The following is a 25,356-nucleotide window of genomic DNA, read 5'->3' as shown; positions in this document are numbered from 1 at the left end:
TCATTCACCTCAAAACAAGAAATAACGCTGCCCCATTGGTACTGTATCAACAGGGTCACAGGTGATGAGCTCACCATTAATTTTCACTTCATATGTTTGTGGATCAACATCAATATCCGGTGTTTCGGAATTCAATTTCATATCTTTTTTGGTCAGTTGACGGATACCGTGAACAGGCAAGACCATTTTCTCCAGCCCCAGTTTTTCCTTAATATTATCATCATAGGCTGCTTGTGATACAAATGTGATTGAACTGTTCGTCAATCCCTTGCCGATGGCCCCAAACATTTGACGATAAATCATCGGTTGCGGGGTTGGAATGGTTGCATTCGGGTCCCCCATTAATGCACTGACGGCCATACCGTTTTTAATGACCATATCCGGCTTCGCACCAAAAAACTTCGGATCCCAAAGAACAAGATCAGCCATTTTGCCTTCTTCGACTGAGCCGATGTAATCAGATATACCATGTGTAATAGCAGGGTTTATCGTATATTTAGCAACATAGCGCTTAGCTCGGTTATTATCCGAGTGTTTGCTGTCACCTTCCATCGTCCCAAGTTGTTTTTTCAATTTATCCGCCGTTTGCCATGTCCTTAGTACAACTTCCCCGACACGTCCCATTGCTTGGGCATCTGAGCTTACAATACTGAACACACCTATATCCTGCAACACATCTTCTGCAGCTACTGTTTCGGAACGAATACGCGAATCAGCAAACGCAATATCTTCAGGAACAGATGGATTTAAATTATGTGCAACCATGACCATATCAAGATGCTCGTCAATTGTATTGACTGTATACGGCAGTGTCGGGTTTGTTGAAGCCGGCAATACGTTTTTCATCCCGGCAGATTTAATTAAATCCGGAGCATGTCCACCGCCTGCACCCTCTGTATGATACATATGGATACCGCGATCATTGATGGCCTTCATGGTATCTTCAAAAAAACCGCCTTCGTTCAAGGTATCTGCGTGAAGGGCAATTTGCACGTCATACTTATCAGCAACACGTAATGCGTGATCGATAACAGATGGTGTCGCTCCCCAGTCTTCATGAATTTTCAATCCAATCGCACCCGCCATGATTTGCTCCACTAAAGGACTGTCAGATGCAGCATGACCTTTTCCCGTTAGTCCTACATTAACCGGAAAGTCTTCCAGGGCACCCAGCATCCGACCAATATGCCACGGACCGGGTGTTGCCGTGGTTGCTCTTGAACCGGCACCGGGACCGGCACCTCCCCCGATTAATGTCGTCGTTCCATTGGTAAGTGCAACTTCAGCTTGATCCGGATTTATAAAATGAACATGGGTATCAACAGCGCCGGCAGTAAGAATCTTACCTTCTCCGGAAATGACCTCTGTTCCCGATCCGATAATAATATCAACGTCACCTTGCACTAACGGATTTCCTGCTTTGCCGATTTTTGCAATATTACCGTCGCGAATAGCAACATCTGCTTTATAGACACCCGTATAATCAAGCACAAGCGCATTTGTAATAACCGTATCCGGGACACGTTCATCTTCTTCACGTGTGATTAATGGATGCTGTCCCATTCCATCACGAATGACCTTGCCACCGCCGAATACAACTTCTTCACCATAAGTCGTATAATCTTTCTCAACCTGAATAAATAGATCCGTATCTGCCAAACGAACAGAATCACCTGTTGTAGGGCCATACATCTGAGCATACTGGTCTCTTGGCATTTTAAAACTCATACTTCATCCCTGCCTTTCAGTGGTCCGTCTACCTTATTATGAAAACCATATACTTCTTCTTTTGTGGCATAATCAATTAATTCGACTTCTTTTTCATCACCCGGTTCAAAGCGTACCGCCGCTCCTGCAGGGACATTCAGACGTTTGCCATAAGCTTCATCCCGATTGAATTGCAATGAATCATTCGCTTCATAAAAATGGTAATGCGAACCAACCTGTATCGGTCTGTCGCCAACATTAATAACATTCAATTTTGACGCGGACATGCCTGCATTACAGACTATCTCGTCGTCTTTTAAAATAAATTCTCCTGGAATCATCGTCATTTAACCCCTTTCTTGTCATCCGGAAATGATTAAAAAATAAAATGGATACCTTGATTCAAGTTAAATCTTTCCGCCGGCATCCTTTGACCGGAGCACTTGCTCCTTTGAGTTCTAACGGATCGGATTATGCACCGTCACTAATTTAGTCCCGTCAGGAAAGGTAGCTTCCACTTGAATATCGTCAATCATCTCCGGAATTCCTTCCATGACATCGTCCCGTGTTAATATCTTAGTCCCGTATTCCATTAATTCAGCAACCGTTTTTCCATCCCTCGCACCTTCCATGACCTCGTATGTAATGAACGCCATGGCTTCAGGATGATTTAATTTCAGACCCCTTTGTTTCCTTCTTTTAGCAAGGTCTGCCGCAACTACAATCATAAGTTTGTCCGTTTCACGCGGTAATAATTGCAATGTATAACCCTCCTCAGTCATTTTATACTCATTATTCCCATATTTGATATTCCGGAAACCTTTCACTCGATCCGGGAGTTTATTCATCACACGTTATGTCAATCCCTTGAATTCGCGACTCAAATATATCCGGAATAGAATATATTTTAACATATTCGGCAAAAAATCAAATCCATACAACTTAAAAACAGCGGTGTATATGAGAGCATTTAATATACACCGCCGTTTATTTTTATAACGTCAGAAAGTATAAATTTTGGAAAGCCTTATAAGAAAAACCTCGGCACTCACTATAAGACAAAGTGAATGCCGACTTTTTTTAATAACGTTTTTCCCGATCAGGGGAGCTCTCTATCCATCACTTCTTGATTACGACCTGAATAACATGACCTAAACCCACATGCCGTTTCCCTTCATCCCGCATCGCTTCGCCGTAATAAAAATGAATACATTTGTAATGTTTGATCCAATGAAGAATGTCTGTCGGTTCGTATAGCATGTCAAGCGATGGCGGACCGCCCGTTTGATACTCAAGTTGGTTCATAGAGTAAACTTCAAAAATGACATACCCACCAGATTTCACAGAATCAATCATGCTTTCCAGCAAAAATGGCTGATCGTCTTTGGGAACATGCCCAAATACCATAATAGCAGCATCAAATTGATTGGATTGAACTTTTTCATCCGTCAAATCAATCGCAACGCATTCAACATCAACATTATTCTGGCCGGCTAATGTTTTCGTTTTCTCAAGACCAATTGTCGATTGATCATAGGTCGTTACATCATGACCCAGTTTGGCCAAGTATACTGCGTTTCGCCCTTCACCTTCAGCAAAACAACCTACCTTTGAATGATTTGGAATGATAGCACTCTTGTCGCGTATAAATACATTTTCTCTTTCACCATAAACAAAATCTTTATCCGAAAAACTGTTATCCCAGTGTTCCTTTGACATTATGAATTATCTCCTTATCGATAGTTTCATTAAAACGTAAATGTTATATTAGAAAAACTCGACATTCGCCTTGCCTTATAGCGAATGCCGAAGCTTTTCTTATAAGGTCATCCATAATTTATACTTTCTGACGTTAACATGATATGTTTCTCTTATGGAGGATTGCTAAACCCGTGCTTAAATGTCATCTTGAACGTCTGTATTCGTTTGACCTTATAGAGGACTTAATTTTCATTGCTTTGCTCAAAGCCTTTCAACTCTTTGATCATAGTTAATATGAGTGTCGCCGAATGCGTTGCGGCTGTTTGTAAAAATTCATTAAAACTTGCTGGTGCTTCTTTTCCGGCAATGTCCGATAAAGACCGAATGATCACAAATGGTGTTTCAAACTTATAACACACTTGAGCTATAGCCCCCGCTTCCATCTCAGCGGCTTGCAAATCAGGGAATTGTGCCAACACGAATGCGACACGTGATGGATCGGACATAAAAGAATCACCTGTTGCGATGAGTCCTTTGACAGTATGATGGGCATTTGTCTCTTCCTTAGCAACATATTCTGCTAGGTTCATCAAGCGTTCATCGGCTTTGTAAGCAGCGGGCATCTGCGGAACTTGACCATACGCATGTCCAAACACTGTGGCATCCACATCATGATAACGGACTTCCGTTGAAACCACAATATCCCCGACTTCCAAGTCCTGATTAAAACCACCCGCTGACCCTGTATTAATAACAACATCAGGCTGGAAATGGCTTAAAAGAATAGTGGTAGCAAGCGCCGCATTCACTTTGCCAATCCCTGACTTCAACAAAATGACGTCTTGACCGGCTATTAGGCCCTGATAAAAATGACTCCCGGCAATCACCTTTTCTTGACACGGATCCAGTTGGTCTTTGAGCTGTTGGACTTCTTCGTCCATCGCTCCGATAATACCGATTTTGGTCATGAGTAAACCTTCTTTCTTATTTTAATCATATTTGAATGTCACAATGAATTCTCTTACCATTAAACTGGCATCAGTCTACGAACCCTCCATAATGAATCTGCCGACCAGATTCATCACATACTTGGTACCGAACTTTACATTATACCCGCGCAGGTATAATGTAAAGGAGTTTGTTTGAAAGGTATGTAAAAAGACATTGGCAGAAAAAGGGTTTTTTTAGGATATCGGGATTCAGAGACATAATGAAAAACATATCGTGATTAAATTTCCCGAAACAGAACGTGTTATTTACAAAAAATCCGATTCGTTGTTTTTTTAAGGATCGGGATTATGTCTAAGGTAACTTTGGCAAATTCCCACTCTCTCTTCTGACTTTCCGATTAACGCTGCTGCTTCAGCAAATTGGAAACACCAATTAAAAACAGCCCTGCAATAATAAGTACGTACACCATTAACTCATTGTCGGCAACAGGGCCAATTTTCAATAAATCTACCAGGGAGAGATGTCCTATCATAAATACGAACAAACCTGACCAGAATAATAACTTTCGAGACACTGCACTCATTCCTTATGAATTTTTTTAGCTCACCCTCCATTTTCGACAGAAAACATACCAATTCCTCTTAGAAAAGACATTTTATAGAAAAACGGGCTCACATCATTCTTAAAGTGAAAGCCCGTTTTTCTGTATGGTCACCCATACTACGAAAAAACCTTATTGCTCATTATACTCGTTGTTTTCCGGATCGTTATCACCTTTTCCCTCATTGGACTCCTTGGCCGCTGATGCTTCTTGATGGTACGTTTCCTTTTGTTCACCGAAAACACCAGCTTTGCCGTGGGATACATAGCTCTCCAGCATCGCCTTTAAATCCATGCCAGTTGTTTCCTTCAAGGATTCCTGAATGCCAAGCATGGTTGAAGTCACATTATTAGCGACCTTTGAAGGGCCACCCTGTGAATCGCTGCCGCCCATATCGATGACACGCATATCCTGAATCTGAGAGATCGGTGCGGACACTTTTTCAGCATATTCAGGCAGAACATTGATAAGCATCTCCATAATCGCTGCTTCCCCGTATTGTTCCATCGCTTGAGCCATACGTTCTTTGGACTCCGCCTCGGCAATTCCGCGCTGGCGGATAACTTCAGCTTCGGACTCACCTTTAATACGCTCTTTCTCCGCATCGGCCTCAGCTGCCTTCGTTGTTTTATAGGCTTCGGCATCAGCGATTGAACGGCGGCGCTTGTTCTCTTCTTCTTCAAGTTCAACAGCACGTTGCTTCTCAATATACTGAACTTTCATTTCTTCATCTTTTACCTGCTGGGCGAGACGTTGCTTCTCCAGTTCTCCTGCCTGTTCAGCGTTTGCCCTGGCACGGTTTGTTTCTTTCTGGAATTCAGCTTCTTTAATATCTTTTTCCTTTTTGGATTGCGCAATAGCAGTTTGACGGCGGTTTTCTTCATCCTGTGCTTCCTGATCATTTTGAGCCTGATAAATGCGGGTTTCCTTTTCCGCATCCGATTCTGCCTGGTTTGCCGTCTTCTGAACCTCAGCAATATGCGGACGACCCAGGGCATCGATGTAGCCGTTTTCGGTATCGACATCTTCCACATCGTTCAGTGCAAACGATGTGATTTCAAAGCCCATGCCTTTCAAGTCCGCCTCAGCAATCTTTTTAACCTGTGTATTGACTTCTTTAAAATCGCTATAAATCTTTTCGATGGAAAGCGATGCAATAATCGCACGCAGATGACCGTTTAACACATCTCTTAATTCATCTTCACGCTCGTTTTGCTTTTTCCCAAGGAATTTTTCAGCAAAGTTGGCCATAATTTCCAATTCGCTTCCGATACTGATAACAGCCGTGCTGACGACGCGTACCGGAATACCCTCTTGAGTAAACGCCTTCTCGGAATCAACTTGCAACTGGAAGGAAGTCAAATCAATTGGTGTTGCTGTCTGAAACATGCGGAGACGGTAACCGCCACCGCGGATAATCTTGACAGAACGGCCATTTTCATCCTGAAAAACGTTCCGCTCACTTTCCGGGTCCCCCAGTTTAGGCCCGGTGACGACGAGCGCTTCATTGGAACTTGCGGTTTTATAGCGGAGCCTGAAAATAATGAATGCAATTATTCCCCCAATAATTACCACAGCTCCAACAATCGCGAGAATGATTAACAAAAGTGCATCTTGAAACAAAAAAATCCGCTCCCTTATAAATAATAAATCCGATCCTATGTATATAGATCTATATTATAGTACGATGACAAGCCAGATCAAGTTTCAACATTTTTATACCAAAAAATCCACTATTTCAGCTTATTCCGGAATAATTAAATATAGAATCCTCAATGATAAAACACATTAAAAACTGCCGGTTAAAAACCGGCAGTTTTTGTTATAAAAGAAAAACTTCGGCACTCACTATCAGGCAAGGCGAATACCGCGTTTTCTAATCAGTCATTAGCTCTTCCTTGAACACCGGGACTGGACAGATCGCGTTTACTAACCCATACGCGTTCCGGGTTGGCGTTCTCCGGAAATTTGTCTCCAGCTTTCATCTCGATCTGACCGGGGTCTTCCACATTGCTTCCTGTCTCACCTTTTTCAATATATACACCATTATTTGGCGCTTTTTGACCCCCGCGGAAACGGGACTGTTCCCCCATATTCATCACTCCTTTAACGTAGTATGCTTATTTTGGCTTAAAACCAATGATTTATAACCCAAAAGCGAGTGATTAAAGCACACTAAAAAGCGCAATCCCTTATTCGGAAATTGCGCTTTTACATAAATTAAACAATAGTATAAACACCGGGACCGATTAATGCTATACCGATAACAATCGCAATAATGACAAACGGATATTCAATCCCGCCTTTATCTGCGAAATAACCATTTGGCAAATGAACCTTAAAGATGCCGCCGATCATAACGATCACAATAAGAGCAGCTGCCAGCCATGTAAGGAGCCCTGCTGCCAATAACAGACCACCGGCAAATTCAAATAAGCCAACCAGAGCGGCCATCGGCACACCCGGTTTGATGCCGATCGATTCAAAAAATCCGCCTGTTCCTTTTACTCCGCCGCCGCCGAACCAGCCAAATAGTTTTTGAGCGCCATGACTGGCCAGACTGATTCCAAGAACCAACCGTATAATCAATAAACCGATATGAATCATATATAAATCCTCCTACTTTTAAATACTAACTTACTTTTTGTAAGCACGAGGAATAATATAATATGAATTCAATATATTGTCAAGGTATAAAAAAACTGCTTCCAACGCAATATTTATGGAAGCAATATTCAGAAAGCAAAGCTGTGGATTAGTCTTTTTTTCCGACAAATTTATGCCACCATTTATTTGGCGATGCTTTTTCTTTTTGCTCTTTTTTACCCAAAAAGACCTCTCTTACCTGAGGGCGCTTTTCCTTTTCACTGAGAACAAACAGTGTATCGCCTATTTCAATTGATGTTGTTCCGGTCGGTGTGACTAATTTTTCTTCCCGTACAATGCCAATAACCAATGTATCACTTGGCAGGGTAATATCAATTAATGTTGCATGAACAACAGGAGATCTTTTGCCGATCGGCAGTTTGATAATTTCAGAATTCGTGTTACCCAAGTTAATCATTTCAAAACCGCTCGGGTCAAAGTCACTACCTTCCTCCGTTAAACCCAATTTCGTTGCCAAAGGGGACAAAGTACTTCCCTGAACCAGAGCGGAAATGAGGACAACGAAAAAAACGGCATTGAAGATGATGTGACCATTTTCCACTCCAGCTACAATTGGATAAGTAGCCAGTACAATCGGAACCGCACCTTTCAGCCCAGTCCAGGCCAAGAATAACTGTTCCCTCGCATTGTGTTTGAAAAAAATCATACATATAACAGTTGCGATAGGTCTGGCCACGAACATGAGAATAATCGCCAACAGAATGCCTTTCCAGCCAACTGTTATCAAGTTACTTGGGAATACGAGCATACCAAGGAAAATAAACATGATGATCTGCATCATCCAAGCAAATCCTTCATTAAAACGGACAATTGAAAATTTATGCATCAAGTCACTGTTGCCAACAACAACAGCCATCACATAGACGGCCAAAAAACCGCTCCCACCGATATAATCGGTAAATCCATATGTAAGAGCGGCACTCCCCAATGCCAACAGTGGATACATACCGGAGACATCCAATTGAATTTTATTAATCAAAAGCACACTTAACAGCCCAAACAGCAGACCAAAAATTAAACCAAATCCCATTTGGACAAAAAAGTCGCCGATCGCCGACCAAATCGTAGTCTCAGGAACTTGAATCATTTCAATAAAAACGATCGTTAAAAAGACTGCCATCGGGTCATTTGTCCCGGATTCAGCTTCCAATGTAGCCGTCAATCGTTTATTAATGTTCTTACTGCCCAGAACAGAGAAAACCGCTGCCGCATCGGTTGAGCCAACAATCGCCCCGAACAGCATCCCTTCAAGCATCGTAAAATCAAAGATATAGAAAGCGGCAAGTCCAATAATGACAGACGTCAGCAAAACGCCGACAGTTGCCAGCACCCCTGCAGGCGCAAGGACCGGGCGCATGTTATGCCACTTGGTTTGTGTACCACCTTCAAACAGAATGATAATCAATGCCATGATCCCGATTAACTGGGTTAACTCCACATTATCAAAATAGATGAATTCATTAAGAATCATGCCGACAAACAGGAATAACACAAGTGATGGCAGGCCCAGCCGGGTTGAGAATTTCGTTGTAAACACGCCAACAAGAAGCATAAGTGCAAACAATAAAACAAAAGATGTAACATCGACAGCCATGAAGTAAATCCTTTCAACCGTATTCTAGTTATAGTTTATCGACTTTTTCCGTTTCAAACAAGAATACAGTTCAAAGGGCGGTTAATTTGTTTGTGGTAATTAGCATAAACGCTGCGATCGACAATCCTGAAGGAGAAGAGGAAATGATGCGGCAGGCAGGCCGCTCATTATCCGAACAAATATTGCCGCGTTCGCATTTGCACGCTAAACACAAGCCCGAGTGCCAGCATATTGGTCAAAAGCGAGCTGCCGCCGTAACTTATAAATGGGAGCGCAACACCTGTGATTGGCATCAAACCAATTGTCATTGCGATATTCTGAAACACCTGAAATGTCAGGAGTCCAACCGTCCCAGCACAAATATAGGTGCCAAACAAGTTATTCGCCTTTAGTGAAATGATAATTATCCGGTAAATCAGCACAAAATACACACACAACAACATAGCCGAGCCGATGAAGCCAAACTCCTCACCAACAACAGCAAAAATAAAGTCCGTATGTACCTCTGGCACGCTTCCATCCTGCACCTGCGTTCCCTTAGTGAAACCCGAACCCGTAAGCCGGCCGGACCCAATGCCCAGCACCGCTTGTTTTAACTGATATCCATAATCCGATCCCGATTCAACTGGATTAAGCCAGCCATAAATCCGTCCAAGTTGGTGCGGCGAGAACACTTTGCTAAGCATCTCTAGATGATTGGCATACATATAAATAAAACCTGCGATGACACTGACAGCGCCTGTTAGAATCGTCGTCAGCATTTTCCATGAAATACTTGATGTAAAAACAAGCACACAGGCTATAACACCGATGATTAGCGCGGAACCCAAATCAGGCTGCGCAAGAATTAGTCCGAATGGCAGTATGGCAAGACCTACCGTTTTTAAAGCAGCCGGAATACTTGCCTTAAATGATATTCGCTCACTTCCAATTTTACTTAGTTGGCTTGCCAGCACCAGAATGAGAAATATTTTCATAAATTCAGATGGCTGGAGCTCAAACACGCCTAAATCAAGCCATCGCTGTGATCCCTTTTTAGATAATCCGAAAAAATGAACAAGCAGAAGCAAACCGATGCCTGCAGCATACAGTATAAAAGCACCACGTTCCAATAATTCATAATCAAAGCGTGCCACAGCTGCCATAATGAGAAGACCTGCTGTATACCAGATGGCTTGCCGTTTTACAAAATAAAAAAGATCACCATCTACATACTGACCCGATCCGCTATATATGGTAAGTAAGCTGAATATAAAAAGACATACAATTAAACTTAATAGCACAAAATCAACTTGTGACTTATTTTCCTGATCCATAGACAAACAACCTCGTTATCTTTTCATAGATGATGCCGAGTCGTATAAGAATATATTTAAGGCAATGATTTTGCCATTAATTGCACAACAAAGGCATCATCCAAATATCCGACCGGCATTAAGTAATCCGGAATCACATCAAGTGTGATAATAAAATAAAGAAGGGCGCTCCCCATGATCGCCAATTCCTTTGTGGAACTTTTTTGCGCTTTATAACGGGTATACCATTCTTTTAACTGCTCAACGTATGGTCCGCCACTGCCAGCACTTGTTACTTTGGCACTGAACTGCTGCAAAATTGTTTGATGACCTTCCTCCGTCCGACTGTAATGTTTAAACTTTATTAAATGATCATCCACTTGTTGTCTGGTAAAGTCAGATGGCGGCAAATTGATGGCAGCCAGCATTTGCCGGACTTTTTCAGCAGAAGGTTCTACCGCGTCATCTTCGTCCTCACCATACAGCGGATAACCAGCTGATTTCAGCAAATCAGCGGGCGGAATATCAAGGCACAATGCAATCTTATATAGGTGATCCATTGTAGGCTTACGTTTTCCGTTCATGATTCTGGAAAGTGTTGCCGGATCAATTTCTGCAGCTTGAGCTAGTTTTCTGATGGACATATGCCGTTCATTCAAATAAGGCTGAATGGCTTCAGCCAGCTTATTTTGGTGTTGTTTCGCCATTTTTTCAACCCTTTTCCCTTTTTGCAGATTAATGATTTAAACATACAACTCGAACTGTACCTGAGTATTGACGATATGTCAACAAATTTGTTGTTAGTTTGTCAACAGTTTGGATATAATCCATGAATTGAGGCTAAACGAGAACTTTTTAACAATCAGTGTAGGTAATGCCGACATTCGTTTTATTTTTGAAATAATAGTTAATCAAAAAAATGAAAGAAAGCTCGTGAACACTGAGATTAGCCATGCAGTTGGGTGATTATCCGGGGATAAAAGAAAATAGCACATGACCAAAATAGTTGGGGTAAAGTTGGGCGGTCATGAACCAGGGGGCTCAGATGGCAAGTGACTAAATGAGATAACGTTCAATAAATTCGGCCACACCATCATTTTCGTGATGACCTGTGACATAATCAGCTGCCGCTATCACTTCCGGAGCGCCATTAGCCATAGCAACTCCGATTCCGGCATGACGAAGCATTTGAACATCATTAGGTCCATCACCAATTGCCACGGTTTCTTCAGGATTAATGCCAAAAGCTCTTATCAGTTTTTTAATTCCTGACCATTTGGAAACACCTAAAGCAACTAGCTCAAAGCCGTCTTTCCAGTCAATAACACCTGCTTCATCACGGAACAAGTATGACATATGCGAACCATAACAACCTGTTTTAACAGTGTATTTTAATACATTTCGGTAATCCGCGTTTCGCAAATTCCCAATATACTTTGGCGGAGCATGACTTTCCTTCGCCCATATGTTTGCTTCCTTGCACATTTTGTTGCAATAAGGACCATCTATCGTATGAACAATTACTTTGCACGAAATTTCATTCGTGACGCGATGAAAATGAGCCTCATCCAGTACGACCGGGTTCATCTGAGCTACTCTTTTTGTAATCCCATCATGAATAGAAGCGCCATTCAGACAAATCATTGGCGTTTTAAGTCCGAGCTGATGATGATAAGGATCCGCGATCTCAAAATGACGGCCTGTCGCCAGAAAAACTTTCACACCTTGATTAACAAGCCTGTTTATTGCTTCCGTATTGCGCTGTGAAATCTCATTGGATGACCTCAGTAGTGTTCCATCCATATCGATGAACATGGCGCGTATTCGCATATTTTTCTCCCTCCCTTTTATACATCAACCATACCACTCGAGTGTAAAGTGGTCGTTAATACGGTGTAAAGATTTGGTGAAGTATTCAGGGAAAAGTGTGGTATGCCAAGTCGATATTCGCTCTGCCCTAAAGCGAGTATCGACGTTTTACATTATAAAGCGAAATTTCACTCAGCGGTAATATCTTTTAAACTAGGGATATTCTTGCCCAATGAGAAAAGAATAAGCTGCCAATGGGTTATACAACGACGGTTCATGATGCTAAAGCTGCTCCTCTCTGTTTCTACGATGCATTTACCTGCTTGATAAATTCTTTCATTAATCCTGGCATATCAGGCCAGGCATGTCCTGATACCAGATTGTCATCAGTATGGAGCGGTTCTTCAATATAAGTCGAGCCTACCGCTTCTATTTCTGGCTTGCAGGCAATATAGCCTGTCATTTCTCTGCCATTAAGATGCTCTTTTACTGTTGTAAGAACCTGCGCCGCATGACAGACCGCCGCAACAGGTTTGTTTGCCTCAAAGAAATCTTTTCCGCCTTGACCAAAAACCCGCATTGATGGTGCGATATTCACTCGGATTGAAGACGTTCTCGCACGAGTTGGAGCCGCTCTCGCTCGAGTTGGAGTCGCTCTCGCACGAGTTGGAGCCGTTCTCGCACGAGTTGGAGTCGTTCTCGCACGAGTTCGAGTCGTTCTCGCACGAGTTGGAGCCGTTCTCGCACGAGTTCGAGTCGTTCTCGCACGAGTTGGAGCCGTTCCCGCACGAGTTCGAGTCGCTCTCGCACGAGTTCGAGTCGTTCTCGCACGAGTTGGAGCCGTTCTCGCACGAGTTCGAGTCGTTCTCGCACGAGTTGGAGCCGCTCTCGCACGAGTTGGAGCCGCTCTCGCACGAGTTGGAGCCGTTCCCGCTCAAGTTAGAGCACAAAAATCCCGTATCACGATAATCATGGTACGGGATTTTTACCTAAACTACAATCCTAATACGGCTTCCACTTGACCTTCCGTACCTCGCTAAATCGTTGGTTCACACTGTTCCAGCAAACAACATTCCACCACGCATCGATGTAATCTTTACGTTTATTGTAATACTGCAAATAATATGCGTGCTCCCATACGTCAAGCACGAGCAGCGGAATGACATCCTGCTGTGTCAGATTCTGGTGCTTTTTGGCCTGCAGGATTTCAGTCCGGTGTGATCGCGGTGACCACACCAGAATGGCCCAGCCGACTGCCTGAACATTTTCAGCCGCTTTGGAAAAGTGCTCTTTAAACTTATTAAAATCGCCGAATGTTTGTTTAATTTCTTTTGCAATCTCGCCGTGCGGTTTGCCGCCGCCGTCAGGACTCATATTTTCCCAGAAAATCGTATGCAGGTAGTGTCCGGCTCCATTGAATGCTGCTTCATCTTCCCAATGCCGTATCAGTGAAAAATCACCATTCTTACGGGCCTTCTGCATCTCCTTTTCGGCTTTATTCAAGCCATCCACATAACCCTGGTGATGACTGTCATGATGAAGCCGCATAATCTCCTCGTTAATATGTGGTTCCAGCGCATTGTAGTCATACGGAAGCGGCGGCAGGGTATGTCCGCCGATTGGAACTTCTGTTGTGGATTTTCGGTCTTCATCACTTGCATCATAGGCATTGTCATCTGACAGTCCGTTGAATCTATCTCTTTCCATCACTTGAGTGAATTCACTTTTGAGCTGGTGCGCTTCTGCATTCAGTGAATCCAGCTTGGCAGCAGCATCTGCTATTCCCTCCTCGTGGAGTTGATCACGGTAAATCCCAACCTTGTCACGCAGTTCCTGAAAGCGGTTCTTCCACTCATTTGTATCAATGTTTTCATCAGGCAATTGATCTGATCGTGAGTCCAGAGAACCCACCAGTTGTTCGCATTTCTCCGTCCACTCCTCCAAACGGTCCAGCCAGTTCGCTTCAGTTGATTGCATCGTCATAACAGCAATGTCCTCCTCTTTACAGATAAAATATTTCCAATCCCAGCCTATGCCGGAAAGCCCATTCATGTAACACAAGTTAAATGAATGCTCCTGGTATATTGTTGGCAAATTTGTGATTGTGCTGATGAAATAATAGGTTGATGTTGCGCATCCGACCCCTGCACAAGCAAGTTCATATCCTGTATAATAACTCTGTCATCATACATACGAGGGGACTGACAATGGACGGAAAAATACATGCATTAGTCGGCGCGGGAACCGCCATTGCTGTTGCGCAATCAACAGGGCAGGATGCTGTTAACACGACTGTCATGATGGGTGCTGGAGTAATGGCCGCGCTCGCACCAGACTTGGATACAGCCGGAAAACTAGCCAATAAAATTTCACTGTCACATAAAACGATTCAGAATCTGGTAAGGATAATCGGGATTTTAGCCGGTGCTTATACCTGGTTTGGCCTAACCGGGACGGAAAAGTATATCGGACTGGCGCTTGGAGCATTTCTGTTATTTATAGCACCGATATTTTCACAAAAACTAATGTTATTCTTAAGCGGGGCCGCCATTGTTGCAGGTGGCATATTCATTTCAGAAATATGGGTGTGGATGCTCGGTGTTTATGTCGTGGCTGCCGCCCTGGTGCCGCATAGAAGTTATACACATTCATTCATTGGATGGTTGTTTTTTGCGATGATTGCTTATTATATCGACCAGGAGTTTATGATTCAAGGCTTATATTGGGCACTTGTTTTAGCTTACGGAAGCCATTTACTCACAGATATGCGATTTTGGCCGGGAAATAAGCGGGGTATTAAATTGTTACTTCCCTTCAGCCGGGTAGAGATTTGAAAAAGTACGCACAGCCTCACTGACCCACTCCTGAAATAGCTTGCTTGGCAAGTCTGTCAGCGTGCGGGTTGGGTTTTGGGAATCCATTTGATAAACAAGTGGGGCAATGTGCTTGCCATTTATCCCTTTCTCCTCCACACAGCCGGTCATCCATAATTTATCGTTTCTGACGCTATAAAAAGAGCTGCACGATGCCGTAGCATGTCCAGCTCTTCCGTTATTAGTTATTAATATACTTTTCAAAAATAGCACCGAAGTCTTTGGCGTGGTATTCTTCTCTTACAGACTTCAGCCAGGAAAATCCATATTCCGTAAGCTCTTTATACTGATTCGCCAAATCGATTTCCGCTGCTCTTGAATGCTGCAACACGTTCACCGCTCTATCCAGACTCTGATTGCCCATTTCCAGGATAATTTCATTCTCATACATGGTTTCCGCAATATACAACAGTGCCTTGTACAAATCCTTCAATTTTTCGAGCTCATCCTTATGGACATCAATGCTAAAAACCTGATTACCAAGCGTGAATTTAATTTCAATGTCCATATCAATCTTGCCGGCAGTCTCAAGAAATACATTGGAAATGTTATGCTGCGCATACGGATAACGGTTCAGCGTCCGTTTGGAAGAGGCTGCATTTTCCCCGTCAACATGAATCAAGGCGGTGTTGGTAAAGCAATATTCATCCGCTTTTGTTTTAATAAGAAAATAAATTTTTTCATCATCCTCGTGCCGGACATAATCATCAGCATCGGTTTTGTCATAGTCCTCCGGGCCGATAATTTTGCCGATGTCCGATAGACCAAGCGCATCAGACGCGATTTTTTTAAACATATTCAGGACTCCTTCTGGTTTAGAATAGCTGCTTGCCATTGCAGGCACTGACAGTATAACACTTACATTTTAGCACGGATTAATGGATGGCAATACCCTGTTGAATAGGTGAATACAAAATGGAATAGCCGTCGCCTTTTAGTGTGCGGGTGGGTTTGAGCGCGAAATGCGTTCATTCGGCCAAATTCTCTCTAAATATCTTGTGACGTTACGTCAATCCCGGGGTCCTATTCACGCTCAGACATATCTTTGAATTCATCCTCAACCGTGCGATTCCGGCCGGCGCCATATCCGACAATAGCCATAAGGATTGACACGATAAGCAGCATTGTCAACGGTACCTCCCATCCTGAGGTGATATCATTTAACGAGCCGATTGCTATCGGCCCTAATGCCGCAAGAAAGTAGCCAAGTGCTTGCGCCATTCCTGATAACTCCGCTGCCTGCCGGGCGTCACCTGTTCGCATTCCCAGAAAGGAAAGAGCTAATGGAAATAATCCACCTGTCGCAATGCCAAGCAGTGTAACACTTGCGATCATGATAACGTTGGATTGACCGAACAACAGCCCGGCGGTTCCGACAGCTGCCGACAAACAAACGCCGATTGTCATACCACTCTGGGACTTTAGCTTACCCGCCAGCATTGGCAGCAAACTGGCCGGTAGTCCGATGAATTGGGCATAAGACAACATCCAGCCCGCTGTTCCGCTGTTGACACCATAATCCTGTAAAATAGCCGGCAGCCACGCAATGATGACGTAATATAATAGAGCCTGCAACCCAAGAAACACGGCAACTTCCCAAGCAAGGCGCGACTTCCACATTCGCACGTCACTTGCCGCTACATACTGAACGCTTACTTCATTAGCAGCACGGCGTCGTTTAACAAAATAAACCCAAATAACAATGCCGGCAAAAGCGGGAAAACTCCAAACGGCAAGCGACCATTCCCAGCCAAGACCCACTTTATTCGCAAGAGGCACACTGACACCGGATGCCAGAGCTGCCACAAGCCCCATAGCGATGGAATAAACACTCGTCATGAGCGGGACCCGATTTGGAAATCTTTCCTTAATGATACCGGGCAAAAGAACATTGGATACCGCAATTCCCAATCCAATCAGCAAGGTCCCGCCGAAAAGGAAAATCGGTATCGGAACCAAGCGCGTTAAAATTCCAATGAGGAGCACTACCATACCATTGATCAGTACAGTTTCGTTAGAGTATTTATCCCCCAGTTTCGGTGCAACCGGTGACATCACAGCAAACGCTATGAGCGGCAGGCTGGTCAAAATTCCGACACTCCAGCTGGCAAGTCCCAAATCGTCTCCGATGACGTTTGCCAGTGGACCAACCGATGTGATGGCTGCACGTAAATTAAAGGCGATTATAATGATCCCGGTTATCAGCAAGATTTGGTTGTAACGTTTCAAATTCTCAAATTGATAGATCCCCATTAAAAAATGATGCCTCCTTCATCTTGTCAGATTCCACATGCATCATGTCACACGAACGAAATTCTATTGTACTTGAACCATTCCGTAAAATCGGTTCACTCAAACAAACTTTTAACTACAGCTATCAGTGGATTTGAAAGACCCGGTCAGCGACCCTCTTTCTTCTAAAATTCAAAATGCTTATGCATACTTACTATTTTCAGCACACTATAGTATAATGAAGAAAGGTGATATTTACAAACATAGCAAAGGAGGTGAATACAGATGGTCATTGAATTATTGTACGAACTGCTCGCAGATACATCGCCCTTTTACTTCTATTTCGGTATCTTTTTGACTCTTATGGGCACCATTAAAATCACTCGATTCGGTTTACACAAGTTTGTCGGGCATGCCTATATGTACACGAAAAATTCACATTCAATCCAAATCCTTTCAGTCCCAATCCGGGAATCCATTGGAGCAGCGACGGACATCTTGGTTTGGATCGCTCAAAAAGCCAAGCGAATAGATGCACCGGACGATGACAATGACCACCGTGCTTCCTTTTTTCTCAGCAAACTGATGAAAAAACAGGGAGGCATTAGATGGATCGAACATCTGTATTCACATTCGCGAAGAAATATAGCTTTGTCGGCCTGATTCTAATCATTTTTCTGGCAGGGTGCGGATCGGGCAATGAACCGGTCGATGCTGAAACAGAAGGGTTTTTCAACCACTACTTTGTTTACAATTTCTCTTTGTTAATCAAAGGTCTGGCATCCTTTTTCAACGGAAGCTATGGGCTGTCAATCATCACAATCACACTCATTATCCGGCTTGCAGTCATGCCGTTTATGCTGAAGTAGACGAGAAACAGTCTGGAAATGCAGGATAAAATGAAAGAACTCAAACCAGAAATGGACGCGATTCAGAACAAATACAAGAGCGACAAAAACCGGGAATCACACATGAACATGCAGCAAGAAATGATGCAGTTGTATCAAAAGCACAATTTCAATCCGATCGCCTCATTTGCAGGATGTTTGCCCATGCTCATCCAAATGCCGATTTTGATTGCTTTTTATTGGGCTATCCGTGGCACGCAAGAAATAACGGGCCATCAATTTTTGTGGTTTGACCTTGGAGAGACCGATATTTTGTTAACTATTCTGGCTGTTGTCATTTACTTTGCTCAGTTTAAAGTTTCGCAAATCGGCCTTGAACCGCAGCAAAAGAAACAAATGGCCTTCATCGGCCTCATCTCACCGGTCATGATAGGAATCATTTCCCTGAATGCACCGGCTGCTTTACCATTGTACTGGGCTGTCGGCGGATTATTCATTATTGGCCAGACACTGATTTCCAAGAAAATTTATTTAGCTCATAAGAAAAGAACGTCTGAAACGTCATGAAAATTAGAGGAGATTGCCCAGGAAGCAATCTCCTCTTTTCATATCGTCAGAAAAATATGGATGACACATTATAAGGAAAACTTCGGCACTCACTATAAGACGGGTGAATGCCGGGTTTTTCCAAAATTTAATGTCATGCGTTGATTGACCCTTCTCCGCCAGGCTGAATCATCGACTGATAAATGTCATCCAGCGACCATGTTTTACCTTTTTCATCTTTGTAGACGACATGCTCACGCTTAAAGTGTAACGGGGAATCAAGTCCTGCCGCAGCGGAAACTCGGAACAACCCTTTCCGCATGGAAATGAGATAGTTGGCTGTCCGGTGTTTTTTTTCGTCAACAACCAGTGCCTTCTGGAGATCCGGATCAGTGGTGGCAACACCGACCGGACAAACATTGGAATGGCACTTCAATGTTTGAATACAGCCGACCGTGATCATGAATGCCCGGGCGATGTTGACGAGGTCTGCACCCATAGCCAGGGCAATCGCGGCTTTGTCAGGCGAGAATAATTTTCCGGATGCAATTAGTTTCACTCGCTCCCGCACACCATGTTTTTTCAACGCGTTATCCACCAATGGTAAAGCAGATTTAATCGGCAGCCCGACACTGTCCGTAAGCTCCTGATACGATGCACCTGTACCGCCTTCACCGCCATCAATAGTAATAAAGTCAGGACCTTTTCCGGTGTCACGTATCCCTTTTGCCAGATCTTCCGCTTCAAAATGGCTTCCCACCACAATTTTCATACCGACCGGCTTTCCGGAATGTTCCCTTACCTTCTCAATGAAATCAAATAACGAAGGCAAATCGCCGAATTCCGGAAAGCGATTTGGACTGTCAATGGAGGTGAACGGTTCAACCATCCGGATGCGAGCAATTTCTTCATTAACCTTTTCAGCATCTACATGACCACCACGTGTTTTTGCACCCTGAGCCAATTTCACTTCAAAGGCTCTCAACTGTGGAATCCGGCTTTTTTCCTTCAGTTCATCCCAGTTAAAATTGCCTTCTTTGTCCCTGAGACCAAACATGCCTGGGCCGATCTGCATGATGATATCGCCCCCGCCTTTTAAATGGTAATCCGAGAGACCGCCCTCACCGGTATTCATCCATGTCCCCCCAGCTATCCCAAGACCTTCCGACAAAGCTGAAATGGCCCGTTCGCCAAGCGATCCGTAGCTCATCGCCGACATACCAATCTGTCCTCGGAGTTTGAATGGTTCCCTACAATTTTCGCCGACAACAATCGTATCTTCCTCATCAAGAAGATATGCGGGTGAATTTTCCTTCTCCAGGTGTTCTTCACGTTGTGTGAACAACGGATCCTTGGTTAGCAAATAACGATCAGTCGTGACTTTGGATTCCCTGTCCATCCTTAATTCCTCAGTCAATCTCGGAAACATGCTATTGCGGATATAATAGCCTTCTTTTTCAAAATCGCGCTGCGAGCCGAATCCTTCCACATCACGTTTATATTTCGCTTTTTTTACGATGTGCTGGTATTCTTCACGCGAAACCGGCTTGCTTTCCCGATCATTGTTAAAAAAATACTGACGCAGCTCCGGACCGATTTTTTCAAAAAAATAGCGCACACGCCCTACAACCGGATAATTGCGAAGCACCGGATGCTGACGCTGTGTACGGTCAACAAAATATATGTATATGCTTATTGCCAGCAGAATGAGCACGATAATCAAAACAACGATAAAACCAACCACTGTCATTATGTCTGCTATGTTCATTTACCTGGTCCCTACCTTTTATAAAACTCTATACAAGTAGGGTGTACCATTCAGTGAAACATATCCATGAAGAGTGAGGCCAATGATCCTAGAAGTCAATTCCATTATACACTATTCATTCACAGTTAGCGCCACCGGCCGTCATCCTCACTCTTAATAAACCTGTTTGTTATGATTATAAGCATTGGCCTCATGAACATTAGTAAAAACGTTTACAATGAATAAAACAACTCCTGCAGTTACCGCTGTACCGCCGCCGAAAGTGAAAATATGCGCAAACGACAGCATACCTGGAATTTGCACCATAAACATGCTTAAAAGTAAAAATGGCATACCGATATTATAGAGCCAAAAATGCCACTTCCCCAATACGCTGCTACCGGCTTTAGGATATGCGGTATAAACAAGTCCTGTGATGCCAATTGATGCCCATCCCGCTAAATTCACATGCGCATGGGCAGCTGCCCACTGAAGCTGGATCGTTGAGGACATGAACATCCCTATCGCAATACCTAAAATAAAATAAATCACAGCTATCTTTATCCACTTTGCCCCCATTAATAGTCACTCCCCCTTACTTATTACTTTTGTCTTAGTAAAATAATATGACTCAGTAACTGAAATCATGACCTAAGCATAAAGATATAAGTGGGTTAATGACCTTTTTGCAAATAATTAAACGGGTTCAGGACGGCGATTGGCTTGAACCCCTTCAAATAACTCACGATAAAAAACCCTTTTGATACCATGCCTTACCCGGACTCGACTCCGGATAGTACACGTCACGATACGTCTTTCGCTCACCCAACGCGCATCAGCCTCACGGAAAGCTATAGCAATTACTGGCTTATCTACAGCGATTTTCCATATTCAGCTTGTACATATAATACTCATTGGCAGGTTCTCCATCGATCATAAGTGAATGGACTTTCTCGCCTTCAATCTGAAACCCCATTTTTTGATAGAGTCTGACCGCGTTCACATTATCTTTAATAACCGTAAGCTCCAGCCTTGAAATACCAGTATATCCAGCCCACTCGATAACTTTTGTGATCAATTTTGTTGCAATGCCTTGTCCATAAAACGCATCATGTACACCGAGTGCAAGGTATGCTGTGTGCTTATTCCGATTCACTTTGCCGCCAAATGCAGCGATGAAACCGGCGAGCCCGCGGTCGGATTCAGCCACAAAAGAAGCTGAACGTTCCTCCGATGTGATCTTTGCGATTGCTTCCTTTTGCTCATCGGCAGTTGTTTTCCGTTCGCCGGGCTCATGCAGCATGAAACCTGACTCATCAATTCGCTTCTTCAATTCCAAATATTCTTCTGCATCCCATGTTTCGATTGGTCTGATGATCATCGTCATGTCCTCTCCATTCCTCACTCATTCGGCAACTTCTCGGGTTGAACCGGGTCACTCTGTTTACCGTCGTTACTTTCCTTCAGCTTATTCTTTTTGCCTTTTACCAAGAATTGATAGTCATAAGAGCGCGTCCCTTCCAACTCGGCTATCGCTATCGGATAAGTGAGTGCCTGCGTGTTAATACTGCCTTCTCCCGGTTCGATGGTATGGTATGTGACACTAACCGTTCCCTCGCCAGCCTTAGACTCTGGCGAAATAATCTTCTCAAGCTGCATCTTATCAATTTTCACCGCGTAGCCGCCGGTTGATTTCTGTCCGAGCATGATAATTACATATGTTTTGCCGGCCATATGAAAGACTTCTTTCGCTTCCTCCTTTCTGTTTTTTTCAATCCATTCTTGTATCTTTATCGGTGCTTCACCAACATCAATCGTCTTAAATGAAAGCTCTGATTTTTCCTTCGTAATGGGGCCTTCTTCACTCATCGTGCCGTCCTCCGTTGTTCCTGACCCGCAGCCAGTTAATAATAGGGCTGACAAAATAGTTAGCATGATATTATGCACAACATTTCGCTCCATCATCGGATACCCCTTTCAGCTATCGTACTCATTCCAGTTGAGTCCTGTGAATCCCCTTCCCGGCAAGCTGCTCATCCTTATATCGCGACCTTACATGCAAGTGCGCAGTCCGTTCAATTACCGGGATTCTCCATCCACCTTTATTCATCATTGCCTGCGTTATCTTTCTCTTCATTATTTCTTTCCCGCACATTTCTGTTAGTCTGCTCGTGATAAGTATCCATAAATTTATGCCGCCGAAGAAATAATGTGATGATGAGTGCTGCTTCACCGATCATTAATAGTACTGTACCGAGCACTAATCCACCGAAAAACAGTTCTTTTCCAATCTCTGCGGTATAAAGAAACCATCCAAAAATCGAAAGCGTCCACAAAAAAAGATTAATAACACTCGCAATAAATGTCTGTGAACCAAATAAGCCGGTTATTTCGATCATTTTCCAGCCATACAGATAACTGATGACCAATGCAATGATAATAACTAGAATAAACATTATAATAGCCGGGATACTGCCTTCTAACGTCATACTACATGCCCACCTGTCATTTTGCTTTTAATTTTTGTATATAAAAAACGGCTATTCACCAAAATCTATGGTTGACAAATTAGATGTCATTTTGACGTGAGCAATCGCTTCGGAAAAACACTACGCTTTCCGTGGGCTTGTCCTCAGCCTCCTCGAAAAAGAAGGTCGCTTTTTCTGCGGGGTCTTCACACTGCGCATTCCCACAGGAGTCTCCGTGTTTTTCCTCCGCTAGCTAGTTTCACTACTCTATTCACTCATTCATTTCAACCATAGATTTTGCTGTTGACCCTAAAAAACTTTTATTATTTCCAACTTATGCTTATTATACCAGATTCACAGTTGAAATAAGGCAGCTCTTACTCGTTTAATCAGAAAGCGATAACAATGCACCGACAGCACCACAGTATTCGCCATAATCCAAGAAAACCGGTGTTTTTCCGATCATACCGGCATATTTCTCAATAATTTCCTGCAAAAGTGGGTTGGACCGAAATGATGAGCCCACATAGACAATGGATTCTGCATCATACTGCCCCGCCATTTGACTGCTGATGGTCACAATTACCTCGCCGACAAAGCCGATAATAGCAGCCAATATATCCGGGTTTGATGGCGGTTGCTTGACCATGGCTTCCAGTTTTCCGAAATTGCTTGCAGTCAATTCGCCGGAAATAGGTGCCACTGCCCCTTCGAAAATGTCTTTTACTTTCAGGTCTACATTTTCCCGATGACCTTCATTTGCAGTCCGGACAAGTTCTTCATAGTCCTGAATACCTGTGGTTAAATGAGCTAATCCAAGCAGTGTCCCACCCCCGATACCAGATCCTCCAACCCGTTCTTGCCTGCTGTTCCGAACATAATGCATGGATGTACCGGTACCGATGTTAACAAACAGAAAGTTACTTGCGAGAACCTGACCCTGCCGATTTGCCAGATAGATGATCCCTTGAGTTGTCGCATCAAATTCGATAACTGTTTTAGCGGACATATTCAGTTTTTCGGCCAACACCTGGCTCTTACCGCCGGTTACACATATGTCAGGATTTTCAAAGCACCCGTTTATCCACTGTATGGCATCATCAATTGCCTGGGACCTGAACGACCTGTAATGAATGGCTTCATTTTCAACGTATGCAATTTTAATGAGTGTTCCCCCTGCATCAATGCCGATTTTAACTGATTCCATGATTTTATCTCCCATATCTATTAAAATAAATGACACGAAACTATTTCGACAAACCCATTTAAAATTCCTTGTTTCATACGGATGTAACTGTTTGAAAAAATATAACCTTGAGTAACGCAACCGTATACATATTATTCATGTGATGTATATAAAGGAGATTACGACAAACAATAGCTATTAAGAGAGGTGAAAATGGATGATACAACCGGATTTTGTCTTAACACAAGGATGGTGGTATCCAGCTGTTCTCAGCTCATGTCTGCTTCTAATTGTTTTCTTGATGCCAAAAAAATTAAGCTGGAAGGAAATTTACATTATATTCGCCATTATTGGATACATTGTATGGATGATCGATATAATATTAGCGATTCCATTTGACATTTTTGATTTGGGAGACCCACAAAAGGAAGGATTACCTGAAATCTTATTATTCGGTATTATACCATCATGTTTAGCAGTCATTTATTTGAACTACTTAAAACAAGATAAGAAATGGTTATTTGTTTTTTTATTCGTCGTCATATCACTAATATTGGAGTGGTTAACCGTTAAAGTTGGATTGATGAGCTATAATCATTGGAATACTTGGTGGTCAACTCCTGTCCACCTCGTTGCCTATGCTTTTTTTCTGCCATGGCAGTTAACATTCATTCGAAAAGATACAGGTCAACGTTAATTTCAAAAAACTCCTTCCCGACTTACCGATTTATTAAAAAAGCCTAATCCTACAAGTGTTTGAGCAGGATTAGGCTGTGTGGTTACTGCATAAGCGCAGCCTTTATTTTAAATTCCGTCCTTGCTCTTCTAATCACAATTAATCAAAATCCTCTTGCTCAATTTTTATGATATTGCCGTTATTAGCATTAACCTCCACCTCGTACACCATATTTTGTGACGTTAGTATAAAGATTTCATAAACAAGCACGCCGTGTTCCAAATCCATATCCACATGAAGAACTTGGCCCGGAACCCTTTGAAGAGCAATATCCTGTGCCTGCTGCATCGTTAGCCTTTGCCTAAACATAAAATCGATTCTCCCCATTTTATAATATAGTCATTCATCATGGGTATCATATGCTTCAGACAAATGACATGTTCAGCATCCAATAT

At 43.1% G+C, this 25,356-nt stretch carries 28 protein-coding genes and 1 pseudogene; 5 read left to right on the top strand and 24 right to left on the bottom strand.

Annotated elements, in window-relative coordinates; translation table 11 throughout:
• Nucleotides 1–9: 9 nt before the first annotated feature.
• The 14 genes and pseudogenes from ureC to IEW67_RS00220 all read right to left on the bottom strand — a co-directional run.
• On the bottom strand, nucleotides 10–1,728 hold the full coding sequence (ureC, locus tag IEW67_RS00285; RefSeq protein WP_188631052.1) for an urease subunit alpha: 1,719 nt from the start codon (nucleotides 1,726–1,728) through the stop codon (nucleotides 10–12).
• Nucleotides 1,725–2,048: an urease subunit beta gene (locus IEW67_RS00280; RefSeq protein ID WP_188631051.1), complete on the bottom strand. Its 324-nt coding sequence runs from the start codon at nucleotides 2,046–2,048 to the stop codon at nucleotides 1,725–1,727. Before IEW67_RS00280 ends, ureC begins: the two co-directional genes overlap by 4 nt.
• A 117-nt stretch (nucleotides 2,049–2,165) precedes the next feature.
• Nucleotides 2,166–2,468: an urease subunit gamma gene (locus IEW67_RS00275; RefSeq protein ID WP_188631050.1), complete on the bottom strand. Its 303-nt coding sequence runs from the start codon at nucleotides 2,466–2,468 to the stop codon at nucleotides 2,166–2,168.
• Between the two features lie 358 nt (nucleotides 2,469–2,826).
• Nucleotides 2,827–3,426, bottom strand: a complete 600-nt coding sequence (locus IEW67_RS00270) for a class I SAM-dependent methyltransferase (protein ID WP_188631049.1) — start codon at nucleotides 3,424–3,426, stop codon at nucleotides 2,827–2,829.
• A gap of 224 nt (nucleotides 3,427–3,650) precedes the next feature.
• Nucleotides 3,651–4,376: a 5'-methylthioadenosine/S-adenosylhomocysteine nucleosidase gene (gene mtnN / locus IEW67_RS00265; protein ID WP_188631048.1), complete on the bottom strand. Its 726-nt coding sequence runs from the start codon at nucleotides 4,374–4,376 to the stop codon at nucleotides 3,651–3,653.
• 380 nt (nucleotides 4,377–4,756) lie between these two features.
• Nucleotides 4,757–4,933, bottom strand: coding sequence for a hypothetical protein (locus IEW67_RS00260; protein ID WP_188631047.1), 177 nt, complete (start codon nucleotides 4,931–4,933; stop codon nucleotides 4,757–4,759).
• A 159-nt stretch (nucleotides 4,934–5,092) separates the two neighbouring features.
• Entirely contained in the window at nucleotides 5,093–6,583 is a 1,491-nt protein-coding gene (locus IEW67_RS00255; RefSeq protein WP_188631046.1) for a flotillin family protein, read from the bottom strand.
• 257 nt (nucleotides 6,584–6,840) lie between these two features.
• Nucleotides 6,841–7,053: a YjzC family protein gene (locus IEW67_RS00250; RefSeq protein ID WP_188631045.1), complete on the bottom strand. Its 213-nt coding sequence runs from the start codon at nucleotides 7,051–7,053 to the stop codon at nucleotides 6,841–6,843.
• Nucleotides 7,054–7,180: 127 nt separating this feature from the next.
• Entirely contained in the window at nucleotides 7,181–7,567 is a 387-nt protein-coding gene (locus IEW67_RS00245; RefSeq protein ID WP_188631044.1) for a DoxX family protein, read from the bottom strand.
• Nucleotides 7,568–7,715: 148 nt separating this feature from the next.
• Nucleotides 7,716–9,221 (bottom strand): potassium/proton antiporter, encoded by a 1,506-nt coding sequence (locus tag IEW67_RS00240; RefSeq protein WP_188631043.1) that lies wholly within the window; start codon nucleotides 9,219–9,221, stop codon nucleotides 7,716–7,718.
• A gap of 167 nt (nucleotides 9,222–9,388) precedes the next feature.
• The gene (rodA, locus tag IEW67_RS00235) at nucleotides 9,389–10,537 is read right to left on the bottom strand and encodes a rod shape-determining protein RodA (protein ID WP_188631042.1); all 1,149 of its coding nucleotides are present in this window, start codon (nucleotides 10,535–10,537) and stop codon (nucleotides 9,389–9,391) included.
• Nucleotides 10,538–10,593: 56 nt separating this feature from the next.
• Nucleotides 10,594–11,223 (bottom strand): helix-turn-helix domain-containing protein, encoded by a 630-nt coding sequence (locus IEW67_RS00230; protein WP_188631041.1) that lies wholly within the window; start codon nucleotides 11,221–11,223, stop codon nucleotides 10,594–10,596.
• 349 nt (nucleotides 11,224–11,572) lie between these two features.
• Entirely contained in the window at nucleotides 11,573–12,346 is a 774-nt protein-coding gene (locus tag IEW67_RS00225; RefSeq protein WP_188631040.1) for an HAD family hydrolase, read from the bottom strand.
• A gap of 283 nt (nucleotides 12,347–12,629) precedes the next feature.
• Nucleotides 12,630–12,875 (bottom strand): annotated as a pseudogene (locus IEW67_RS00220) (DJ-1/PfpI family protein); the annotation flags it as partial.
• Between the two features lie 32 nt (nucleotides 12,876–12,907).
• On the opposite strand from IEW67_RS00220, the gene IEW67_RS18560 reads away from it, so the two are divergent.
• Nucleotides 12,908–13,294 (top strand): hypothetical protein, encoded by a 387-nt coding sequence (locus tag IEW67_RS18560; protein ID WP_229671626.1) that lies wholly within the window; start codon nucleotides 12,908–12,910, stop codon nucleotides 13,292–13,294.
• A gap of 33 nt (nucleotides 13,295–13,327) precedes the next feature.
• Here IEW67_RS18560 and IEW67_RS00210 read toward each other — a convergent pair whose 3' ends face one another.
• Nucleotides 13,328–14,308, bottom strand: coding sequence for a superoxide dismutase (locus IEW67_RS00210; protein ID WP_188631039.1), 981 nt, complete (start codon nucleotides 14,306–14,308; stop codon nucleotides 13,328–13,330).
• 224 nt (nucleotides 14,309–14,532) lie between these two features.
• Between IEW67_RS00210 and IEW67_RS00205 the strand changes: the two genes are divergently transcribed.
• A complete protein-coding gene (locus IEW67_RS00205) occupies nucleotides 14,533–15,159 on the top strand; it encodes a metal-dependent hydrolase (RefSeq protein WP_188631038.1) in 627 nt (208 codons plus the stop codon).
• Between the two features lie 220 nt (nucleotides 15,160–15,379).
• Here IEW67_RS00205 and IEW67_RS00200 read toward each other — a convergent pair whose 3' ends face one another.
• Nucleotides 15,380–15,994 carry a PH domain-containing protein gene (locus IEW67_RS00200; RefSeq protein ID WP_188631037.1) on the bottom strand — a complete coding sequence of 205 codons (615 nt, stop codon included), beginning with the start codon at nucleotides 15,992–15,994 and terminating at the stop codon, nucleotides 15,380–15,382.
• Between the two features lie 227 nt (nucleotides 15,995–16,221).
• Entirely contained in the window at nucleotides 16,222–17,451 is a 1,230-nt protein-coding gene (locus tag IEW67_RS00195; RefSeq protein WP_188631036.1) for a CynX/NimT family MFS transporter, read from the bottom strand.
• Nucleotides 17,452–18,038: 587 nt separating this feature from the next.
• Here IEW67_RS00195 and IEW67_RS18380 point away from each other — a divergent pair.
• Nucleotides 18,039–18,299: a membrane protein insertase YidC gene (locus tag IEW67_RS18380; RefSeq protein WP_308430695.1), complete on the top strand. Its 261-nt coding sequence runs from the start codon at nucleotides 18,039–18,041 to the stop codon at nucleotides 18,297–18,299.
• A gap of 18 nt (nucleotides 18,300–18,317) precedes the next feature.
• Nucleotides 18,318–18,845: a membrane protein insertase YidC gene (gene yidC, locus IEW67_RS00185; protein WP_308430694.1), complete on the top strand. Its 528-nt coding sequence runs from the start codon at nucleotides 18,318–18,320 to the stop codon at nucleotides 18,843–18,845.
• Between the two features lie 133 nt (nucleotides 18,846–18,978).
• Here yidC and IEW67_RS00180 read toward each other — a convergent pair whose 3' ends face one another.
• The 6 genes from IEW67_RS00180 to coaW form a co-directional block, all read right to left on the bottom strand.
• Nucleotides 18,979–20,592, bottom strand: a complete 1,614-nt coding sequence (locus IEW67_RS00180; protein ID WP_188631034.1) for an FMN-binding glutamate synthase family protein — start codon at nucleotides 20,590–20,592, stop codon at nucleotides 18,979–18,981.
• 153 nt (nucleotides 20,593–20,745) lie between these two features.
• On the bottom strand, nucleotides 20,746–21,150 hold the full coding sequence (locus IEW67_RS00175) for a hypothetical protein (RefSeq protein WP_188631033.1): 405 nt from the start codon (nucleotides 21,148–21,150) through the stop codon (nucleotides 20,746–20,748).
• Nucleotides 21,151–21,439: 289 nt separating this feature from the next.
• Entirely contained in the window at nucleotides 21,440–21,952 is a 513-nt protein-coding gene (locus tag IEW67_RS00170) for a GNAT family N-acetyltransferase (protein WP_188631032.1), read from the bottom strand.
• Between the two features lie 20 nt (nucleotides 21,953–21,972).
• Complete coding sequence (locus IEW67_RS00165) at nucleotides 21,973–22,536, bottom strand: protease complex subunit PrcB family protein (RefSeq protein WP_188631031.1); 564 nt, start codon at nucleotides 22,534–22,536, stop codon at nucleotides 21,973–21,975.
• Between the two features lie 137 nt (nucleotides 22,537–22,673).
• Nucleotides 22,674–23,060 carry a hypothetical protein gene (locus IEW67_RS00160; protein WP_188631030.1) on the bottom strand — a complete coding sequence of 129 codons (387 nt, stop codon included), beginning with the start codon at nucleotides 23,058–23,060 and terminating at the stop codon, nucleotides 22,674–22,676.
• A gap of 364 nt (nucleotides 23,061–23,424) precedes the next feature.
• The gene (gene coaW, locus IEW67_RS00155) at nucleotides 23,425–24,246 is read right to left on the bottom strand and encodes a type II pantothenate kinase (RefSeq protein ID WP_188631029.1); all 822 of its coding nucleotides are present in this window, start codon (nucleotides 24,244–24,246) and stop codon (nucleotides 23,425–23,427) included.
• Nucleotides 24,247–24,442: 196 nt separating this feature from the next.
• On the opposite strand from coaW, the gene IEW67_RS00150 reads away from it, so the two are divergent.
• Nucleotides 24,443–24,922, top strand: coding sequence for a hypothetical protein (locus tag IEW67_RS00150; protein WP_188631028.1), 480 nt, complete (start codon nucleotides 24,443–24,445; stop codon nucleotides 24,920–24,922).
• Between the two features lie 138 nt (nucleotides 24,923–25,060).
• Here IEW67_RS00150 and IEW67_RS00145 read toward each other — a convergent pair whose 3' ends face one another.
• The gene (locus IEW67_RS00145) at nucleotides 25,061–25,270 is read right to left on the bottom strand and encodes a PepSY domain-containing protein (protein ID WP_229671625.1); all 210 of its coding nucleotides are present in this window, start codon (nucleotides 25,268–25,270) and stop codon (nucleotides 25,061–25,063) included.
• Nucleotides 25,271–25,356 lie beyond the last annotated feature (86 nt).

This window comes from Lentibacillus kapialis (assembly GCF_014646635.1).
GTDB lineage: Bacteria > Bacillota > Bacilli > Bacillales > Amphibacillaceae > Lentibacillus > Lentibacillus kapialis.
Note: the sequence above shows the minus strand (reverse complement) of the source record. Positions and strands in the feature narration are given on the sequence as shown.

Bases quoted from the DNA above. Each gene is read 5' to 3' on its own strand.
- IEW67_RS00270 (WP_188631049.1), bottom strand. From the start codon at position 3,426: ATGTCAAAGGAACACTGGGATAACAGTTTTTCGGATAAAGATTTTGTT.
- IEW67_RS00240 (WP_188631043.1), bottom strand. From the start codon at position 9,221: ATGGCTGTCGATGTTACATCTTTTGTTTTATTGTTTGCACTTATGCTT.
- IEW67_RS00180 (WP_188631034.1), bottom strand. From the start codon at position 20,592: ATGAACATAGCAGACATAATGACAGTGGTTGGTTTTATCGTTGTTTTG.
- rodA (WP_188631042.1), bottom strand. From the start codon at position 10,537: ATGGATCAGGAAAATAAGTCACAAGTTGATTTTGTGCTATTAAGTTTA.
- IEW67_RS18380 (WP_308430695.1), top strand. From the start codon at position 18,039: ATGGATCGAACATCTGTATTCACATTCGCGAAGAAATATAGCTTTGTC.
- IEW67_RS00150 (WP_188631028.1), top strand. From the start codon at position 24,443: ATGATACAACCGGATTTTGTCTTAACACAAGGATGGTGGTATCCAGCT.
- IEW67_RS00250 (WP_188631045.1), bottom strand. From the start codon at position 7,053: ATGGGGGAACAGTCCCGTTTCCGCGGGGGTCAAAAAGCGCCAAATAAT.
- IEW67_RS00160 (WP_188631030.1), bottom strand. From the start codon at position 23,060: ATGACGTTAGAAGGCAGTATCCCGGCTATTATAATGTTTATTCTAGTT.
- coaW (WP_188631029.1), bottom strand. From the start codon at position 24,246: ATGGAATCAGTTAAAATCGGCATTGATGCAGGGGGAACACTCATTAAA.
- IEW67_RS00210 (WP_188631039.1), bottom strand. From the start codon at position 14,308: ATGACGATGCAATCAACTGAAGCGAACTGGCTGGACCGTTTGGAGGAG.
- IEW67_RS00145 (WP_229671625.1), bottom strand. From the start codon at position 25,270: ATGTTTAGGCAAAGGCTAACGATGCAGCAGGCACAGGATATTGCTCTT.
- IEW67_RS00175 (WP_188631033.1), bottom strand. From the start codon at position 21,150: ATGGGGGCAAAGTGGATAAAGATAGCTGTGATTTATTTTATTTTAGGT.
- yidC (WP_308430694.1), top strand. From the start codon at position 18,318: ATGCAGGATAAAATGAAAGAACTCAAACCAGAAATGGACGCGATTCAG.
- IEW67_RS00200 (WP_188631037.1), bottom strand. From the start codon at position 15,994: ATGTTTAAAAAAATCGCGTCTGATGCGCTTGGTCTATCGGACATCGGC.
- IEW67_RS00195 (WP_188631036.1), bottom strand. From the start codon at position 17,451: ATGGGGATCTATCAATTTGAGAATTTGAAACGTTACAACCAAATCTTG.
- IEW67_RS18560 (WP_229671626.1), top strand. From the start codon at position 12,908: ATGGTGCGATATTCACTCGGATTGAAGACGTTCTCGCACGAGTTGGAG.
- IEW67_RS00225 (WP_188631040.1), bottom strand. From the start codon at position 12,346: ATGCGAATACGCGCCATGTTCATCGATATGGATGGAACACTACTGAGG.
- IEW67_RS00165 (WP_188631031.1), bottom strand. From the start codon at position 22,536: ATGATGGAGCGAAATGTTGTGCATAATATCATGCTAACTATTTTGTCA.
- IEW67_RS00280 (WP_188631051.1), bottom strand. From the start codon at position 2,048: ATGATTCCAGGAGAATTTATTTTAAAAGACGACGAGATAGTCTGTAAT.
- IEW67_RS00170 (WP_188631032.1), bottom strand. From the start codon at position 21,952: ATGATCATCAGACCAATCGAAACATGGGATGCAGAAGAATATTTGGAA.
- IEW67_RS00245 (WP_188631044.1), bottom strand. From the start codon at position 7,567: ATGATTCATATCGGTTTATTGATTATACGGTTGGTTCTTGGAATCAGT.
- ureC (WP_188631052.1), bottom strand. From the start codon at position 1,728: ATGAGTTTTAAAATGCCAAGAGACCAGTATGCTCAGATGTATGGCCCT.
- mtnN (WP_188631048.1), bottom strand. From the start codon at position 4,376: ATGACCAAAATCGGTATTATCGGAGCGATGGACGAAGAAGTCCAACAG.
- IEW67_RS00230 (WP_188631041.1), bottom strand. From the start codon at position 11,223: ATGGCGAAACAACACCAAAATAAGCTGGCTGAAGCCATTCAGCCTTAT.
- IEW67_RS00205 (WP_188631038.1), top strand. From the start codon at position 14,533: ATGGACGGAAAAATACATGCATTAGTCGGCGCGGGAACCGCCATTGCT.